Source organism: Aeromonas sp. SER (assembly GCF_038739615.1).
Lineage (GTDB): Bacteria > Pseudomonadota > Gammaproteobacteria > Enterobacterales > Aeromonadaceae > Aeromonas > Aeromonas jandaei.
Genome location: NZ_JBCGFC010000008.1, coordinates 153,292 through 170,268, shown reverse-complemented (window position 1 = coordinate 170,268; position 16,977 = coordinate 153,292). Strand labels below are relative to the sequence as shown.

At 62.3% G+C, this 16,977-nt stretch carries 13 protein-coding genes; 7 read left to right on the top strand and 6 right to left on the bottom strand.

Translation table 11 applies throughout. The features are described from left to right. Positions 1-33: 33 nt before the first annotated feature. Entirely contained in the window at positions 34-267 is a 234-nt protein-coding gene (locus AAHA41_RS13800; protein WP_323070141.1) for a hypothetical protein, read from the bottom strand. Positions 268-573: 306 nt separating this feature from the next. Between AAHA41_RS13800 and AAHA41_RS13795 the strand changes: the two genes are divergently transcribed. Continuing rightward, positions 574-1,866, top strand: a complete 1,293-nt coding sequence (locus AAHA41_RS13795) for a ferric reductase-like transmembrane domain-containing protein (protein WP_323070139.1) — start codon at positions 574-576, stop codon at positions 1,864-1,866. Between the two features lie 15 nt (positions 1,867-1,881). Here the strand turns inward: AAHA41_RS13795 and AAHA41_RS13790 are convergent, their stop codons facing one another. Beyond that, on the bottom strand, positions 1,882-5,049 hold the full coding sequence (locus AAHA41_RS13790; RefSeq protein WP_323070138.1) for a S41 family peptidase: 3,168 nt from the start codon (positions 5,047-5,049) through the stop codon (positions 1,882-1,884). A 280-nt stretch (positions 5,050-5,329) separates the two neighbouring features. Here AAHA41_RS13790 and AAHA41_RS13785 point away from each other — a divergent pair, with 280 nt between their 5' ends. The 4 genes from AAHA41_RS13785 (at position 5,330) to AAHA41_RS13770 (ending at position 8,845) form a co-directional block, all read left to right on the top strand. Then, a complete protein-coding gene (locus AAHA41_RS13785) occupies positions 5,330-5,806 on the top strand; it encodes a L,D-transpeptidase family protein (protein ID WP_033114013.1) in 477 nt (158 codons plus the stop codon). 164 nt (positions 5,807-5,970) lie between these two features. Next, on the top strand, positions 5,971-7,497 hold the full coding sequence (locus AAHA41_RS13780) for a YjjI family glycine radical enzyme (RefSeq protein ID WP_323070137.1): 1,527 nt from the start codon (positions 5,971-5,973) through the stop codon (positions 7,495-7,497). Positions 7,498-7,507: 10 nt separating this feature from the next. Then, positions 7,508-8,392 carry a YjjW family glycine radical enzyme activase gene (locus AAHA41_RS13775; RefSeq protein WP_323070136.1) on the top strand — a complete coding sequence of 295 codons (885 nt, stop codon included), beginning with the start codon at positions 7,508-7,510 and terminating at the stop codon, positions 8,390-8,392. Between the two features lie 129 nt (positions 8,393-8,521). Then, positions 8,522-8,845 (top strand): DUF1820 family protein, encoded by a 324-nt coding sequence (locus AAHA41_RS13770; protein WP_033114015.1) that lies wholly within the window; start codon positions 8,522-8,524, stop codon positions 8,843-8,845. A gap of 17 nt (positions 8,846-8,862) precedes the next feature. Here AAHA41_RS13770 and AAHA41_RS13765 read toward each other — a convergent pair whose 3' ends face one another. The 3 genes from AAHA41_RS13765 to AAHA41_RS13755 all read right to left on the bottom strand — a co-directional run bounded on the left by AAHA41_RS13765 (position 8,863) and on the right by AAHA41_RS13755 (position 11,496). Beyond that, positions 8,863-9,795, bottom strand: coding sequence for a LysR family transcriptional regulator (locus AAHA41_RS13765; RefSeq protein ID WP_255938738.1), 933 nt, complete (start codon positions 9,793-9,795; stop codon positions 8,863-8,865). 60 nt (positions 9,796-9,855) lie between these two features. Next, on the bottom strand, positions 9,856-11,052 hold the full coding sequence (locus AAHA41_RS13760) for an amino acid aminotransferase (RefSeq protein ID WP_323070134.1): 1,197 nt from the start codon (positions 11,050-11,052) through the stop codon (positions 9,856-9,858). 168 nt (positions 11,053-11,220) lie between these two features. Then, positions 11,221-11,496 carry a metal/formaldehyde-sensitive transcriptional repressor gene (locus AAHA41_RS13755; protein ID WP_033114018.1) on the bottom strand — a complete coding sequence of 92 codons (276 nt, stop codon included), beginning with the start codon at positions 11,494-11,496 and terminating at the stop codon, positions 11,221-11,223. Positions 11,497-11,567: 71 nt separating this feature from the next. Between AAHA41_RS13755 and dmeF the strand changes: the two genes are divergently transcribed. After that, entirely contained in the window at positions 11,568-12,527 is a 960-nt protein-coding gene (dmeF, locus tag AAHA41_RS13750; RefSeq protein ID WP_323070132.1) for a CDF family Co(II)/Ni(II) efflux transporter DmeF, read from the top strand. Positions 12,528-12,582: 55 nt separating this feature from the next. Here dmeF and AAHA41_RS13745 read toward each other — a convergent pair whose 3' ends face one another. Next, complete coding sequence (locus AAHA41_RS13745; protein WP_104016002.1) at positions 12,583-12,996, bottom strand: hypothetical protein; 414 nt, start codon at positions 12,994-12,996, stop codon at positions 12,583-12,585. Between the two features lie 265 nt (positions 12,997-13,261). Here AAHA41_RS13745 and pulA point away from each other — a divergent pair, with 265 nt between their 5' ends. Continuing rightward, positions 13,262-16,906: a pullulanase-type alpha-1,6-glucosidase gene (pulA, locus tag AAHA41_RS13740; RefSeq protein ID WP_323070131.1), complete on the top strand. Its 3,645-nt coding sequence runs from the start codon at positions 13,262-13,264 to the stop codon at positions 16,904-16,906. Positions 16,907-16,977 lie beyond the last annotated feature (71 nt).

The window sequence follows — 16,977 nt, the reverse complement described above, 5'->3', positions numbered from 1 at the left end:
TCTCAAAAAACCAGTCGTTTTGCTCCTTATTCTTCATTCATCAATGACTTTATTTCCACAATTTTCACAGATGATATGGCGTTCAAAGCGATCCATGTTGGCCAGAAAGGGGCCGGCGGCCCAGCCGGTAATGAAGTCCTTGATAAAGGCTTTGCGCTTTTGCTCCGGTGTCAGCTGCTGACCAAAGGCTTTGTCGACCAGCACCACGACATGGTTGGTCTCGCGCTGACAGCTTGAGCAGAAGCGTTGTTCGGTGGATGAAAGCAAGGGGAGGCTCCTCGTCCGGGGGAGTGGGCGGCAGGTTTTCCGCCGCAGATATATGTCGTCCCCATTTGATTCCTTTTGCAGGCGGGTCGTCAATCGCGGCAGAGGTGGATTTTGCGCTATTCCCCATGAAGAGAGGGCCAGTCAGCAAGGGTGACCAGAGGGTCCGGCAGGCCCCTCTGCTGTTGCCGTTTGTCACACATTGCCACACAAGCTTCCCCCTCTGGCAAAGTCTTGTGACCGGACGGGGTTGTAATGGAACCATGAGCAGGGGTGAGGCCCTGCCACGATGGAACCAGGGAGCATGTTATGACGAGTAAACGGGTGTGGTGGCTGTTGCCGCTGCTGGCGGTCGGAGTCTGGTGGCTGGGTTATGCAGGGGACGCCAACGGGGTGTGGCCCTGGCGCCATGAGATGTTGCTGCTGACGGGCCTGCTGGGGATGGCCTATATGGCCATTTCGCTGTTGCTGGCGTTGCGCCTGCCGCGGCTGGAGGTGTGGTGTGGCGGTCTGGACCGGATGTTGCGATTGCACCGCCAGACGGCCATCGGCGGCGCATTGGCACTGACCGCTCACTGGCTGCTGGTGGAGGCGCCCAAGTGGGCGGTCTCGGCGGGTTGGCTGAGCCGTCCCGCCCGGCGTGGGGCCAGTGCTGCCGGAGCTGGCGCCGGCAATGGCATCTCGCTCCATGCCCTTGGCAATACCCTGGGGGAGTGGAGTTTCTATCTGCTGATCGCGCTGGTGGTGGTGAGCTTGCTGGCGCTGGTGAGTTATGGCCGTTTTCGGCTGATCCACCGACTGGCGCCGCTCATCTATCTGGCGGGTTGGGGCCACGGGCTCTGCCTGCTGCCTCAGGTGGGAGCCATGACGCCGGTTGGGGTAGCGATCTGGTTGATCGGCGGGATCGGCGCTATCGGGGCCCTCTACTCCCTGCTGGGGCAAGTGGGGGCGCGCAAGCGCCATCCCGGCCGGGTCGTTGCGGTGCGGACGCTGGCGGATCAGACCTGCGAGCTGACCATGCAGCTGGAGCGGCCGCTCGCCCATTACCGCCCGGGTCAGTTTGCCTTTTTCGAATTTGACGCCAAGGAGGGGCCGCACCCCTTTACTCTGGTGCGGGTGTCGGCGGATCGGCGCCAGCTGGTGATCGCGGTACGGGCGCTCGGGGATCATACCCGTCAGCTGGTGGCAGAGGCGCGCGTCGGGGATGAGGTGGTGGTGACTGGCCCCTATGGTGCTTTTGTCGCCCCGCAAGGGAGAGGACGAGCCCTCTGGCTGGGGGCCGGGATCGGTATCACGCCGTTTGTGGCCTGGCTGGAGGGGCTGGCTGCCCGTGGCGAGCGGGGCGAGGGGATCACCCTGATCCAGTGCGCGCCGGATCTCGCGGGGGCCGTTTACCACCAGCGGTTGGCCGAGCTCTGTCATCGTACTGGTGTGCGCTATCAACTGCATCTGGACAAGGCGGCCGGGCGGCTGGATCTGGCCCGCATCGCGCAGGATGCACCCGAGCAGGTATGGTTTTGCGGGCCGGAGGGGATGGCAGATGCCCTGACCCGGTTGTTACCGGGCGGGCATCTGCATCGCGAGCTGTTTCGCTTTCGGTGAGCTCGATGGGCGCCGTTATTTGGCGTTGGCGGGCAGCTGCTTGAGGGCGGCTTGTACCGCGGCTTCCAGTTGCGGATCCCGCCCGGCTAGCATGTCGGCGGGGGTGAGGGGCATCTGCACGTCCGGGATCAGCTCCTGATTCTCGTAGAAGGTGCCGTCCGGTTTGCGCAGACCCAGAGTCGGAATGCCGTAGGAGAGGCCGGGCACGAGGCGGGAAGTATGGCCATAGACCATGGTGCCGGTGCCGGGCACCGGCTCGCCGACGATGGGGCCAATCTTGAGTGCGCGGTAGTATTCGGGGAAGGCGGAGCCCTCCGAGTAGCTGCCGGCGTTGACCAGCACCACCGAGGGTTTGGTCCATTGACGGGTCGCTGCATCGCTGGCCCCTTGTCCCGCCTTGGGATCCGAGATGGCCATGCCGTGCGCGCTGCTGCTGCCGGTGAGGAAGCCAACCAGGGTATTGGCCAGATAGCCCCCCTTGTTGAAGCGCACGTCGACGATGAGCGCCTCGCTGCTGCGCAAGCGGCCGAGCGCCTCCGACACCAGCTCCTCATAGACGGCGCTGTTCATCTCGGGCAGATAGACGTAGCCGACCCGGCCCTTGCTCAGCTTGGCCACCAGATCCCGCCGCTTGGCGATCCAGCTGTCGAGCTGCAGCCGGTACTCCTGCTGCTGATCGATGGCGGTCACCTCCACCTCGTCCGGCTCTTTGCTCCCCACCTGCTGGAAGGTGAGGGCGAGCCGCGCCCCGGCCTTGTGGTTGAGGGCGCGATCGAGCTCTGTCCGGGTGGCGACCGGATTGCCGTTGATGGCAAGCAGACGGGCACCGGCGGCGATGTCGCTCTCCTGATCCAGTGGCCCGCCTGGCAGCAGATGGGTCAGCACTACCCCCTCTTTTCCATCCTGCCAGTAGCCCCCGAGACTGGCGGTCTCATCCGCCATGTCGGGATAGCGGGTGGGGCCATAGCCCCAGGTGTGGGAGACGTTCAGCTCGCCCGCCAGCTCCGCCAGCAGGTCACCGAAGTCGCGGCCGTTGTTGATGCCGGCAAGCAGCCGGCGATAGGTGGCGACATAACCGTTCCAGTCCACTCCGTTCATGTCGTCGCGATAGAACTCGTCCCGGGTGAGGCGGGCGATCTGGTCAAAGGCGGCCACCATCCGGGCGTGCTGGCCCCTGCTCTGCACCAGCTCGAAAGCGGAGCTGAGCGCCTCGCCGGAGTCGAGGTTAATTCGGGTGATCTCTCCGTCCCGCACCAGAGTGGCCAGGGTCGCCTCCCGATTGAGGGTAGCTATGGCCGGCCCCGGCTGATCGCCAAACAGCTGGCGGGTCTCCCCCTTGCGCAGGTCGAGCGAGTAACCCTTGATCTCGCTCTCGTTGTTGGGGCCCCCCTCTTCCACCAGATAGACGAGCTGGTCGTGAATGACCCGGCTGGCGAGCAGCGTGCCGCTGGGGAAGAGTTGCAGCGCCTCCCGATGGGAGAGGCGAGCGGTCTCGAAGCCATACCCCTCCTTGGGCGGTGCCACTTCGGCCAGAAAGTCCGCCTTGGCCGCCCGGCTGCTGTAGATGCCGAGCAGGTTGCTGCCAAGGGGTTCACCATCGGCATCCAGCACTCCGTAACGGGTCGATTGCCAGTAGAGGATGCCGCCATCCTGACTCCAGGCCGGTGCCCCGTCCTGATAGCCGTTGAGGCTGACGTTAACCGGCTTGGCTTTGGCATCGGCCGTATCGAGCACGGCGATCTCCTGCTGGGCCGAGTCGGGGCGGAAGGTGAGCGCCAGATGGCGGGAGTCGGGAGCAAAGGCGAGCATCACCTCGTGGCGCGAGGGGTTGAAGCTGGCGGGAACCAGCTCGCGCTCTTTGTTGCTCGCCAGATCGAGCAGATGGATGGCCTGACCATCGACCACGAAGGCGAGCAGCTTGCCATCGGGAGAGAGCACCGGACGGCTGATCCCCTTGCCGGGAATGGCCAGCAGCAGGCTCTCCTGCAAGGGGCCCGGATCGCTGAAGAGACGCTCCGGATCCGCTTTGCGCAGGCGATAGAGGGCGGTCGGCCCATCCTGCTCGGAGAGGTAGATAAGCGAGCTTTCCTTCTCGGCAAAGAGGGGGTTGGACTGCTCGCTGGGGGAGTCGGTGAGCTGGCGTACCCGCTCCCGCTCGGGATCGACGGCGAACAGGCTCCCCTCGCTCACCAGGATCAGCTCCTTGCCCTCCTCGCTGACCAGGATCTCGTCAGCCTGATTGTTGGACTGGCTCTGTTCATCCGGCTCGCTCACCACCTGCGGCGTGATGGCGAGCTTGCGCGGCTCGGTGCTGCCGGCATCGAGGCGGTAGAGCTCCCCGAGCCACGACCAGACCAGATCGCCGCTGCGCGAGGCGCTCAGCCCCCGCACCGGATTGCCCTTGTAGTGGGTCAGCTGCTGCTCCTTGCCGCTGGCCAGATCGCGGCGCCAGACGTTGAAGTCACCGCTGCGCTCGCTCAGGTAAAAGAGGGTATCCCCCTTGTCGCTCCAGACCGGGTCGGTGGCCGCCACTCGATCCTCGGTCAGCTGGCGGTGCTGCTTGCCATCGAACAGCCAGAGGCGGGAGACGGCAAACGAGTGCTGGTGCTTGCGAAAGGGTTGCTCCATCGACGGCATCTGGTAGGCGAGCTGCTGCCCGTGCGGGCGGGCGAGGATCGCCGGCAGCGGCAGATCGGCCTGCAGCTTGCCTCCTGTTACCGGCGCCCAGTAGAGGGCGCTGACCTGCACCCCTTCGGCCACGAAGTGATCGGCATTGGGGTCGGTCAGCCGCTGGCTGCTCAGCAGCAGTTGTTTGCCATCGGGGCTGAATGCCTGCGGCAGGTCGTTGCGCGAGTCGCGGGTGAGCCGCACCATCTTGCCGCCGCTGGCGGGCACCACGAACACATCCTCGTTGCCATAGAGGTTGGCGGCAAAGGCGATCAGCTTGCCATCCGGCGACCAGATGGGGCGCTGGCTCAGGTAGCTGCTGCCGGTAAGGGCGCTGGCCGGCCCCCCTTGTGCGCTGGTGATGAAGATCCGTCCCTGCCAGGTGAAGGCAAGCTGCTTGCCATCGGGGGAGAGGGCGGGATCGCGCAACCAGAGCGCATCCGCTGCGTAGGATGCGGGCAGCCAGAGCAGCAGGGGTGACAACAGCAGGTGGACGAAGCGGCATGAAGAGCGCATGGCATGATCCTGTCGATGGATTGAAAAGTAATCATCGCCGATCATCAGGTCATACGCCAGAACTGATGTTTGACGCTATCTTATTGTTTTGAATATTAATTATTGAAGTTTGAATGACGTGTGCGGGGATCAGGCGAAACCGGTGCCAAGATATGTTTTATCGCGCATATTGAGTATTGATGGCGATCCAATATCATGGCGCTCGCTCGCCAGCAGGCGAAGATTATTCAGATGATTTGGCAACACCAAAGCCCGTATCAGAGGCTTGTCGAGGGATGGAATGAGAGCCGTATTACTGTGTTTACTGGGGCTGTGGCCCGCATTGAGTTTTGCCACCCTGTCTGCCGACATGGTGGTGGTCAAGAAGTCCACCTATAGCCTGACCCTGATGAAGGATGGCAAAGAGGTCAAACGCTACTGGATCGCGCTGGGCCCGGCGCCCAAGGGTCACAAGCAGCGGGAAGGGGATCAGCGCACCCCGGAAGGTCGCTACATCCTCGACTACAAAAAGACCAACTCCGGCTATTACAAGGCCATCCACATCAACTACCCCAATCTGGACGACATCAAGGCGGCCAACGAGAAGGGGGTAAACCCGGGTGGCATGATCATGATCCACGGTCAGATCAACAGCATTGGCAACCGCAGGGTACAGCCCTCCAACTGGACCAACGGCTGCATCGCCATGCTCAACCACGATCTGGATGAGGTGTGGGAGGCCGTCAAGCCCGGCACGCCCATCATCATCGAACCCTGATTGATGAACGGGGCCCGCTCCATCGAGCGGGCCCCGTTGGTTTATAGCGGATGTGATCCCGCCTTTCGGATGTCTTTTATGGACATCCACCATGTTATGAATGTCAATTCCAAAAAAGCCTGCAAAAGGTGAGGATATGGGCTCAGCCAGTGAAGGAGCTTCCCATGTCTTTGACCGAAACCTGCCAGCGCATCGTGCGCGATCCCCATCTCTCTCCCGCCCAGAAGAGCCACGCGCTGGCGCTGGCCGCCGAGAATGCGCTGCCATACCCCGACCTGCCTGCTGCAGTGGCCGAGGCGATGGCGCAGGGATTTGTCTGTGACATGTTCGAGGGCCACGCCCCCTACAAGCCGCGCTATGTGCTGCCGGACTACGAGAAGTTCCTGACCCAGGGCTCAGCCTGGCTGGAGCTGGCAGCGCCGCGAAATTTCGATGAAGCGCTCGATGCCCTGCGCATCCTCTATCACCACGTTCCTTCCGTCACCGGCATGCCGGTCTGGCTGGGACGGCTCGATCAGCTGCTGCTCCCCTTTGTCGGCGAGCTGGATGACGAGACTCTCTACCGCAAGCTGAAAGGGTTCTGGATCTATCTGGACCGGGTGCTGCCGGACGCCTTCATGCACGTCAACATCGGCCCCGATGACAACCGGATCTGCCGCCTGATCCTGCGCATCGACAACGAGCTCAAGCAGGTGGCCCCCAACCTCACCTTCTTCCACGATCCGGAGCAGACTCCCGACGATCTGCTGCTGCTGGCGGTGAAGAATATCGCCGAGTGCAGCAAGCCGCACATCGCCAACTACCCGATCCATCGCGATACCTTCGACCAGCGGGGTTTTGGCATCGTCAGCTGCTACAACTCCCTGCCGCAGGCCGGTGGCGCCAACACCCTGGTGCGCATCTCCCTCAAGCGGGTCGCCGAGCAGGCACAGGGGATCGATGACTTCCTCGGTTGCCTGCTGCCCCACTACTGCCGCCTCACGTCCCAGCTGATCGCGGTGCGCGCCGCCTTCCTGCACGAGGAGTCCGGTTTCTTCGACAGTTTCCTGGTCAAGGAGGGGCTGCTGGATGAGGATCGCTTTGTCCCCATGTTCGGCATCTACGGTATGGCGGAAGCGGTCAACATCCTGATGGATAAGGAGAATCTGCCGGGCCGCTACGGCCACGACGAAGAGGCAAATCAGCTTGGCTATCGCATCTCGGCCCAGCTTTCGGAATATGTCACTACGACGCCGCAGGCCCATGCCTGGGGTGGGCACGCTCTGCTGCACTCACAGGGCGGCCTCAGCATCGATGTGGCGGTGACCCCGGGGGTACGGATTCCCTACGGGCAGGAGCCGGATCCGGCCAGCCATGTGCTGGCGCTGGCGCCGCACCACGGCTACTACCACTCGGGGATCAGCGAGATCCTGACGCTGGATCCCACCATCCGCCAGAATCCGCAGGCGCTGCTGCAGCTTTGCAAGGGGGCGCTCGCCATCGGCATGCGCGAGTTCACCGCCAACGTGGCCGACAGCGATCTGGTGCGGGTGACCGGCTACATGATCCGCAAGAGCGACGTGGCCCGCTTCGCAGTGGAGGGGTCGCGGTTGCAGACCACCTGTCTTGGTGCCGAGGCGAGTGAAGTGACCGCCATCCGCCAGCGGGCACCGCGAGTGGTGGCCAATGAGTCGACCATCAGCCAGTACTGAGCCAAGTCCGATGGATGAAGCTCTGCTGACGCGCAGCGCCCTGGTTAGCAGGGTGCTGCCTTTTTCCTGTGTTGACGGGCCGGGCAACCTGCTGGTCTTGTTTCTGCAAGGGTGCAACTTCAGCTGCCCCGGTTGTCACAATCCCCACACTATCGGGCTGTGCGACGATTGCGGCGACTGCCTTGCGGTCTGCATGAGTGGCGCCCTCACCATGAGCGAGGGCAAGGTTAATTGGCAGGAGGCGCTCTGCACCGATTGCGATGCCTGTCTGGAGGCCTGCCCGCGCAGCGCCAATCCCAAAACCACTACCATGACGGTGGCCGACGTGCTGGCCCTGCTGCGCCACTACGGCCCCCTGCTGAGCGGCATTACCGTCTCGGGCGGTGAGGCGACCACCCGGCTTCCTTTCGTGGCGGCCCTGTTTCGCGCCATCAAGGAGGCGCCGGATCTGGCCCATCTCAGCTGTCTGCTCGACAGCAATGGCTCGCTCGCCGAGACTGGCTGGCAGCGGCTGCTGCCGCAGCTCGACGGCGCCATGATCGACCTCAAGGGGTGGCGTGACTCGGTACACCTCTCCCTGACTGGCTATGGCCGCGAACGGGTGCTGGCTTCGCTCAGGTTGCTGGCAAGTCACGGCAAGCTGGCCGAGTTGCGGCTGCTCCATGTGCCGGGCAGGAGCGATTTTCTGGATGCAGAGGGGCAGCTCGATCGCGGTCTTGCCGATTTTCTGGGCCAGCTCGGCACTGTGCCGATCCGGCTCAACGGTTTTCGCCACCACGGGGTGAGGGGAGAAGCGATCCGCTGGCCCGAGGCAACCCGTGACGAGCTGGAACATCTGGCGAGTCGTTTGCGTGAGGCCGGGTTGGGGCCAGTGACTCTTCCGCCGCTAATCTGATTTCGGAGTCATGCCACAATACGACAGGCGGCGCCGCCAAAGCGGACAACTGTGATTTCTGTCTATTGGAGGGGGCGATTGGGGCGGCTAGAATATCGGTCATCCTCTTCCCCGCAATGACAAAGAATCATGAGTGAAAGCAAGGCGTTATATCGGGTTCAGTTTATTTGCCACAGCGAGCGCTACGAAGTGTATGTGCGCGAGGTGAATCAGGGTCAGCTGTTCGGCTTTATCGAGATCGCCGACTTCGTGTGGGACAATCACACGGCGCTTATCGTCGACCCCAGCCACGAGAAGCTCAAAAACGAATTTGCCGATGTCCGCCACACCATGATCCCCATGCATCAGGTGCTGCGCATCGATCAGGTGCAAAAACAGGGGGCGGCCCGCATTACCGAGCTGGGCAATAATGTCTCCCACTTCCCCAGTCCCATCTACACCAAACGCCCCTGATGGCTCTGCCGCCCGGTTCAGGGCGGCGTCAACTCCCGGCCCAGTTGCAGGATCCGCTGGCGGAACCAGTGGCGGGCCGAACCATCGCCGGCCGGGCCATACCAGACCAGACTGTGGCTTACCTTGCCGTAATCGAACGGGACCGGCCTGATCGCCAGATCCTGCTGGCTGGCCATGCGTGTCGCCCAGCCACCGATGGCGGTGAGAATGAGATCGCAGTGAGGTAGCAGGGCCGCGGCGCTGGCAAAATCGGGCAGGGTGGCGCCAATCTGGCGACGTACCTGCTGCTGGGCCAGACTCTGCTCGAAGAAGGGGTTGGCCAGCTCGCTGTCGCGGATGGCGATGTGGCGCCAGCTCAGGTAAGCATCGAGATCCCATGGCTGCGCCAGCGCCGGATGATCCTTACGCAGCAGGCAGACCAGCTGCTCCTCCCGGAGTGTCTCCCACACCAGCCCTTGCTGACGCGGCAGCGGCTGGCTCTGATCGTGAGGCAGAATGACGAAGTCGAGCTTGCCCGCCGCCAGCGCCTCCAGCCCCTGCTCATCCTTGTTGCGGATCTCCGGCACCATACCGGGCACCTCTCTCATCAGCTGTCCCAAGATCGGCCCCACCGGCCAGCTCATCACGCTCTCGCGCAATCCCAGCCGCAAGGTGCCTTGCCACTGCAGGGGGTCGAAGGCGTTCTGGCGGGTCAGTCCGCTCAGCTCGCTCAGCAGTCGGTGCAGGGTCGGGGCCAGCCGTTCGGCAAAGGGGGTGAGCAGCAGCTGGTTGCCCTGGCGGTAGAGCAGTTGATCGCCGAGCTGTTCACGCAGCTGGTTGAGGGTCTTGCTGACGGTAGAGGGGGTGGTGCAGAGCCGCTCGGCGGTGCGGGTGACGCTCTGGTTGTCGAGCAGCAGGTGCAGGGTGACCAGATGGCGACCGCCCAATCTCGAGAGTGCGATCAGATCCATAAAGACTCCACAAGCGAATGAAACAGACAAAAAGCCCCGCCAAAGCGGGGCTTGCGCGGATTAGCCCTTGAGCACCGCGGCCATGGCGTCGGCTACATAGTCGACGTTGCGGCTGTTGAGGCCCGCCACGCACATGCGGCCGGAGCGTACCAGATAGACGGCGAACTCTTCGCGCAGGCGATCTACCTGCTCCGGGGTGAAGCCGGTGTAGCTGAACATGCCGCGCTGGTTGATGAAGTAGCTGAAATCGCGGCCCGGCACCTTGGCGCTCAACACCTCGAACAGCTTCTGGCGCATCGCCTTGATGCGGGTGCGCATCTCGGTCACCTCATCGACCCACATGGCGTGCAGCTCGGGCTGGCTCATCACCGCCGCGGTGATCTGGCCACCGTGGGTGGGAGGGCTGGAGTAGTTGCGACGCACGGTGGCCTTCATCTGGCCCAGCACCCGGCTCGCCTCTTCGGCATCTTTGCAGATGACCGACAGGCCGCCGCAGCGCTCACCGTAGAAGGAGAGGTTCTTGGAAAACGAGTTGCTGACGAAGAAGCTGACACCGGCGGCCACCATGGCGCGGATGGCGTAGGCATCCTCTTCCAGTCCGTCACCGAAGCCCTGATAGGCGATATCCATAAAGGGGATCAGGTTCTTCTCGACCACCAGCGTGATCACCCGATCCCACTGGGCGCGGGAGAGATCCACCCCGGTCGGGTTGTGGCAGCATGGGTGCAGCAGCACGATGCTCTTGGCCGGCAGGGTGCTCAGGCAGTCGATCATCGCATCGAACTGCACGCCGCCAGTGGCCGCATCGTAGTAGGGGTAGTCGTGCACCTTGATGCCGGCTCCCTCGAACATCGCCTTGTGGTTGTCCCAGGTCGGATTGCTGACCCATACCTCGGAGGTCGGGAAGTAGCGCTTGAGCAGATCGGCGCCGATCTTCAGCGCGCCTGAGCCGCCGATGGTCTGGATGGTGGCGATACGTCCCGCCTTGACCGCTTCATGGTCGGCACCAAACAGCAGGTGCTGCACCGCGGTGCGGTAGTTTGCGGCGCCTTCCATCGGCTGGTAGGGGCGCGGGGCCGGGGCGGCGGCGCGCTGGGCTTCGGCCTGCTGCACCGACGGCAACAGGGGAATGCGGCCCTGCTCATCGTAATAGAGTCCGATCCCCAGGTTCACCTTCTGCTCGCGGGTGTCTTTGTGGAAGGTCTCGACCAGGGTCAGGATGGGGTCGCCAGCATAGGCATCGACGTGTTCAAACATGGGGGGTCCTTGCGAAATTGAATCCAGGGTATGGCGATCAATGATCGGCGGTCATCATGGCGTAAAGCCGGCGAGGGCTCAAGTCTGAAAGGGGCTGTGGCTGTGGGGCCGACGCCGCCCAGCCGTAAACGGGGTGATGCGGGCCGCTTGCGGCCCCATCCACCGGCTCTACTTCAGATAGGATCGCAAGACCCGCACTACCTGATCCAGATCCTCCAGCCGCTCGGCGTGGGTCGCCTCTTCGGCGCCCAGGTGTTCGCGCATGTGCCCCTCCAGCACCTCCAGCATCAGGCCGTTGACGGCACCGCGGATGGCGGCGATCTGCTGCAAAATAGCGGCGCACTCGCTCTCCTGCTCCAGCGCGCTCTCCAGCGCACCGGCCTGTCCCTTGATGCGGCGCACCCGTGCCAGCAGCTTCTTCTTGTCGTGGATGGTGTGTGACATGCAGGATCCTCTCGATCGATAAAACTATACTGGGGTATAGTATATTGCATTGTCGTTCTCAGGAGAAATTCATGTCATCCCTCGCCTCATCCCACTGCCACCAACCCGTGGTGCACGAAGGCAATCCGCTGGCCGAACAGAAGACCCGCTGGGCCGTGCTGCTCACAGTCATCATGATGGTGGCGGAGATCGGCGGCGGCTGGTTCTACAACTCCATGGCGCTGTTGGCCGACGGCTGGCACATGAGCTCCCACGCACTGGCGCTCGGTCTCTCGGTATTGGCCTACCGCGCTGCCCGCCACTTTGCCCGTGACCACAGATTCAGTTTCGGCACCTGGAAGATCGAGGTGCTGGGTGGCTTCACCAGCGCTCTCTTGCTGGTGGGGGTGGCCGGCATGATGCTGTTCGAGTCGGTATTCCGACTGCTGGATCCCAGCCCGATCCACTACCAGCAGGCCATCGTCATCGCCATCGTCGGCCTGCTGGTGAACCTTGCCTGTGCCTGGCTGCTCAAGGATGATCACGGTCACCACCATCATCACGGCCATGGGCATGGTCACCATGATGATCATCACGACCACGATCACTCGCACGATCATCACCACGGCCATCAGGATCTCAACCTGCGCGCCGCCTACATCCACGTGCTGGCAGATGCAGCCACCTCGGTGCTGGCGATTCTGGCGCTGGTGGGTGGCATGCTGTGGGGCGCTGACTGGCTCGATCCGCTGATGGGCATAGTGGGTGCCGGACTGGTCGCTGTATGGGCCTGGGGGCTGCTGCGCGACTCCGGCCGGGTGCTGCTGGATGCCGAGATGGATGCCCCGCTGGTGGCGGAGATCCGCGAGGTTATTGCCGAACTGCCACAGACCGAGATCCGTGATCTCCACGTCTGGCGAGTGGGGCAGCAGCAGTATGCCTGCGTGCTCTCCCTGCTGATGATGGAGCCCCTGTCGGCCAACCAGATCCGCGAGCGGCTCGCCATCCATGAAGAGCTGGTACATGTCACCATCGAGATTGTGACCGAATAAGAGCAAACAGAGGGGCCGTGGGCCCCCCTGTTTCAGTGCCGTTGGCTCTCTGATGTCAGTGCGGTTGCCCGGTAATCTCCTCCTGCGGCTTGTGTTGCCAGACCGCGCCCAGCAGCAGCTTGAGCAGCAGTTGCGGCGGGTTGTCGAGCAGTTTGCCGGACTCCAGCAGCAGCTGTCCGTCGGCACCAAAGCCAAGGCTCGCATCGACGGTGCCATCTTCGGCGACCACCTGGAGCAGACCATTGAGGGCACCGCGCTCGCCGGGCTGGCAGCGCAGCCGCAGCTCGCGGGGCTCTCCCAGCAGAGTGAAGGCACGGCTCAGGGGAGGTGAGTCCTCATAGTCGGGCCAGTTGAAGAAGTGATACTGCTCGGCCAGGGTGCCAGCCTGCTGGCAAAACTGGTCGAACAGCTGACCGATCGCCTGGTACTCCAGGTCCAGCCGTTGCGCCTGTTCCTCAATCCTTTTCATCACCTGCTCCTTCTCTATCCACTTGATCGAAAATTGCTTTTCCCGACCCGGTGACCACCGTTAGTCAGATATGAGGCCAAATTGCCGCGGGGTCTGTGAGCCGGATCCAAGTTTCCATCTGAAAACGTTATCTTGTTGAAAAAGTTTGGCTTTTCTGCCTGCCTGCTCACATTTGCAACGATTTTCGCTGATTAAGATGGCACCACCTGGCAATGACCGGGTGCTCGATTATCGAGACTAACTACACAGCGGGAATTATAAAAATATGGATATGAAAAAGACCAAAGTGGCGCTGGCAACAGCCTCACTGCTCGCGCTTTTGTCTGGCTGTCATGACAATACATCACCCTCCAATCCCAAGCCCCCGGCCGAGCCTGTCGCTCGCCTGCCCAAGATAGATCCTCCCAAAGAGCTGCTGATGGCCGGTAACAATCAGGCTGTGATCGCTCTGGTCGATACCCAGACCGTGGCAGCCAGAAGTGCCGAAGGGCCCTTTGCCAGCTACAGCCTCCATCTCTGGAACAATGAGGCCTGCTCTGCCACCGAGGCGAGCGGCCTGAACAGCGGTTGGGATGACAAGAGCAAAAGTCCCGCTGCGGCTGACAGCTTTGGCCCGGCCTGGGTGGTGCCGCTCAGCAAGCTGGAAGGTTGCATCAACTTTATCGCTCGCAACGGCGATCTGGCCAACCTGACCGGCAGCGATATGAAGGTGATCTTCAAGGATCATCCGGATCGCACCGTGGCTATTGTGGCGGGCAAGAAGGAGGTGTTTGGCAGCCGCGCCGACGCCTTCACCGCCGCGTTTGGCGTGGCGGGGGCCAGCGCTCATCTGATCGATGGCAACACCATGATTTGGCAAGGGGGCAAGGACAAGCCCCATGTTCGCCTCTACTACGCAGCATCAGGGCAGATCACAGCGAATAACAAGGGGGTATTTGATTTCCCCTATATCAAACTGACTCCTACCACTCTGAGCGCCGAGCAGCAGGCCAAATATCCGCACCTCAAGGAGGCTGCTGCCTTTGCCCTGCCAGCTGGCAAGGATCTCAAGCCGCTGCTCAAGGGGGAGCTGGTGGCTATCGGTACCGATGCTGACGGCATTTTGCAGGGGGCAACTCTGGTACAGAGCGCCGGCGCCCTTGATGCCCTCTATGCGACCGAGGCAACCAAGCTCAGCTATGGTGCCGTGGTAGATGGCAATCGGGTGACCTTCCGCCTCTGGGCGCCGACTGCCAAGTCGGTCAAGCTGGCTCTCTACAATGCCAATCACAAGAAACGTCGCAAGGTGGCGATGACCTTTGACAGCGCCAGCGGCAGCTGGAGTTACGAAGGGGGCAGCGAGCTGATCGGCCAGTTCTACCGCTACGACATGGAGGTTTACCACCCGCTGAGCCGCAAGGTCGAGCACTATGAGGTGACCGACCCCTACTCCCTGAGTCTGGCGATGAACTCCGAGTTCAGTCAGGTGGTGGATCTCGATGATCCGGCCCTCAAGCCGGAAGGGTGGGATAGCCTGAAGGCGCCCCACAGCCAGCAGAACCCCGCTGACATCACCATCTATGAAGCCCATGTCCGCGATCTGACCGGCAACGATGATTCCACCCCGGTGGAGCATCGCGGCAAGTTCCTCGGCTTGGCCGATACCGACACGGCGCCGGTCAAGCACCTGCAGGCGCTGGCCAAGAGCGGCGTCAGCCACCTGCACCTGCTGCCGGTGTTCGATATAGCTACCGTCAACGAGGATCCGGCCAAGGTGGCCAATCTCGGCGATGACTTCAGCAAGCTCTGTCAGGTCAATCCGGATGTGAAAATATCCAAGTTTGGCACTTACTGTGGTGGCGGACAGACCGTCGGCCAGGTGCTGGATACGCTCAAGTCGGGCGACAGCAAGGATAACCCGCAGGTGCAAGAGCTCTCCGGCTATCTGCGCGGCGTCGACTCCTTCAACTGGGGTTATGATCCTTACCACTACACTACGCCGGAAGGCTCCTACGCCACCAATGCCGAGGGTACCCAGCGCATCCTTGAGTTCCGCGAGATGGTCAAGGCCATCAAGCAGAACATCGGCATGAACGTGGTGATGGACGTGGTCTACAACCACACCAACGAATCCGGGCTGGGTCCCAAGTCGGTGCTCGACAAGATAGTGCCCTGGTACTATCAGCGCCTCAATCCGGAGACCGGTTCGGTGGAGAACTCAACCTGCTGTTCCAACACGGCGCCGGAGCACGCCATGTTCGCCAAGCTGATGGATGACTCGCTGGTCACCTGGGCGCGTGACTACAAGATCGATGCCTTCCGCTTCGACCTGATGGGCCACCACCCGAAAGATCAGATGGTGCAGGCGCTGGCCGCGGTGAAGAAGGTCAACCCCGATATGTACTTCTACGGCGAGGGGTGGAACTTCGGCGAAGTGCAGGATGACAAGCGTTTCGTGCAGGCGACCCAGAAGCATCTGGGCGGCACCGGCATCGGCTCCTTCTCCGACCGCTTGCGTGATGCGGTACGCGGTGGCAGTCCGTTCGACGGTGGCGACACCATTCGCGAGACTCAGGGCTTTGGCAACGGTGCCTTTGTCTACCCCAATGAAGCGAGCAAGGTGACCAGGGATCAGGCACTCCATCTGGCGGATCTGGTGCGTCTTGGCATGGCGGGCAACCTCAGGGATTTCGTCCTGACCGACAAGGACGGGGTGCCGAAGAAGGGCTCCGAGATTGACTACAACGGCCAGAGCGCCGGTTATGCCAAGGATCCGGGGGAGGTGCAGAACTATGTCGACAAGCACGACAACCAGACCCTGTTCGACAACCTGATCTACAAGGCGCCTGCCAGCGCCGATCTGGTGCGGATGCAGGGGGTATCTCTCGCCACTGCCATGCTGGGGCAGGGTATCCCCTTCACCCACGCCGGTGTCGAGCTGCTGCGATCCAAATCCATGGAGCGGGACAGCTACGACTCGGGCGACTGGTACAACAAGGTCGACTACACCCTGGCCGACAACAACTTCGACAAAGGGTTGCCGCGCAAGGATAAGGATGGCGACAACTATCCGCTGATCGAGCAGGTGCTGACGCTCAACGGCAAGCCAAATGGCACCGACATGGAGACCATGGTTGGCTTCTATCAGGAGCTGGCGGAGCTGCGCAAATCATCGCGTCTGCTGCGTCTCGGAAGCGGGGCCGAGGTGATCAAGCGGGTCGATTTCCGCAATACCGGCCCGGCTCAGGTGCCCGGCCTCATCGTGATGACGGTGGATGACGGCGTCAATGCGGGAGCGGATCTGGATCCGGCCATCGACGGTCTGGTGGTGATGATCAACGCCACCAACCAGAGCCAGAGCATCGGCGATTTCCGTGATGGCAACGATCAGCCGATCGACCTGAGCGGTCTGCAACTGAGCTCCGCTCACCACGCTGGCAACAGTATCGCCCGCGATGCCGCTGTCAGTGGCGGCACCCTGACGCTGGGGGCCTGGTCGGCCGCTGTGTTCGTCAAGCCGCAGTCCGGTGCGCAGGGGGCGGGTCTGCCGCTTGGCAAGAAAACCGACCTGAGCACCCTGCCACCGTTTGGCAACACGGGCATTTTTGTGCGTGGTTTCCTGGGTCAGTGGGATGCGGTCAACCAGATGAGCTTTGATGGCAACTACATATACGGGTTGACCATGCCGGTCACCGATGGCCAATTGGGTCAGACCACCCTGAAGATCGCCGATGCCAGCTGGAACATCGCCAACTACGGCAAGTGTGCGCCGAGCGATGTGCTGACCGTTTCAGCCCCTCTTACCCTGTGCAAAGGAGGGAGTGACGTCGGTATGACCCTGAGCAAGGCGGGTAACTACAAGTTTGTCTTTACCGCCATGGACAAGGATAAGCCGACTCTGAGCGTCAGCGTGGCGGATGCAACACCCTAGGCAAACCCATTGAGCCCGGGGGATGGCTCGGCGTCCCCGGGTTGAATTCCACCTCGCCAAGGGTGGGATAA

What these genes read in the sequence shown, in the direction of transcription:
- AAHA41_RS13795 (WP_323070139.1), top strand. Translation starts at nt 574, where the DNA reads ATGACGAGTAAACGGGTGTGGTGGCTGTTGCCGCTGCTGGCGGTCGGA.
- AAHA41_RS13790 (WP_323070138.1), bottom strand. Translation starts at nt 5,049, where the DNA reads ATGCGCTCTTCATGCCGCTTCGTCCACCTGCTGTTGTCACCCCTGCTG.
- AAHA41_RS13785 (WP_033114013.1), top strand. Translation starts at nt 5,330, where the DNA reads ATGAGAGCCGTATTACTGTGTTTACTGGGGCTGTGGCCCGCATTGAGT.
- AAHA41_RS13780 (WP_323070137.1), top strand. Translation starts at nt 5,971, where the DNA reads ATGTCTTTGACCGAAACCTGCCAGCGCATCGTGCGCGATCCCCATCTC.
- AAHA41_RS13775 (WP_323070136.1), top strand. Translation starts at nt 7,508, where the DNA reads ATGGATGAAGCTCTGCTGACGCGCAGCGCCCTGGTTAGCAGGGTGCTG.
- AAHA41_RS13770 (WP_033114015.1), top strand. Translation starts at nt 8,522, where the DNA reads ATGAGTGAAAGCAAGGCGTTATATCGGGTTCAGTTTATTTGCCACAGC.
- AAHA41_RS13765 (WP_255938738.1), bottom strand. Translation starts at nt 9,795, where the DNA reads ATGGATCTGATCGCACTCTCGAGATTGGGCGGTCGCCATCTGGTCACC.
- AAHA41_RS13760 (WP_323070134.1), bottom strand. Translation starts at nt 11,052, where the DNA reads ATGTTTGAACACGTCGATGCCTATGCTGGCGACCCCATCCTGACCCTG.
- AAHA41_RS13755 (WP_033114018.1), bottom strand. Translation starts at nt 11,496, where the DNA reads ATGTCACACACCATCCACGACAAGAAGAAGCTGCTGGCACGGGTGCGC.
- dmeF (WP_323070132.1), top strand. Translation starts at nt 11,568, where the DNA reads ATGTCATCCCTCGCCTCATCCCACTGCCACCAACCCGTGGTGCACGAA.
- AAHA41_RS13745 (WP_104016002.1), bottom strand. Translation starts at nt 12,996, where the DNA reads ATGAAAAGGATTGAGGAACAGGCGCAACGGCTGGACCTGGAGTACCAG.
- pulA (WP_323070131.1), top strand. Translation starts at nt 13,262, where the DNA reads ATGGATATGAAAAAGACCAAAGTGGCGCTGGCAACAGCCTCACTGCTC.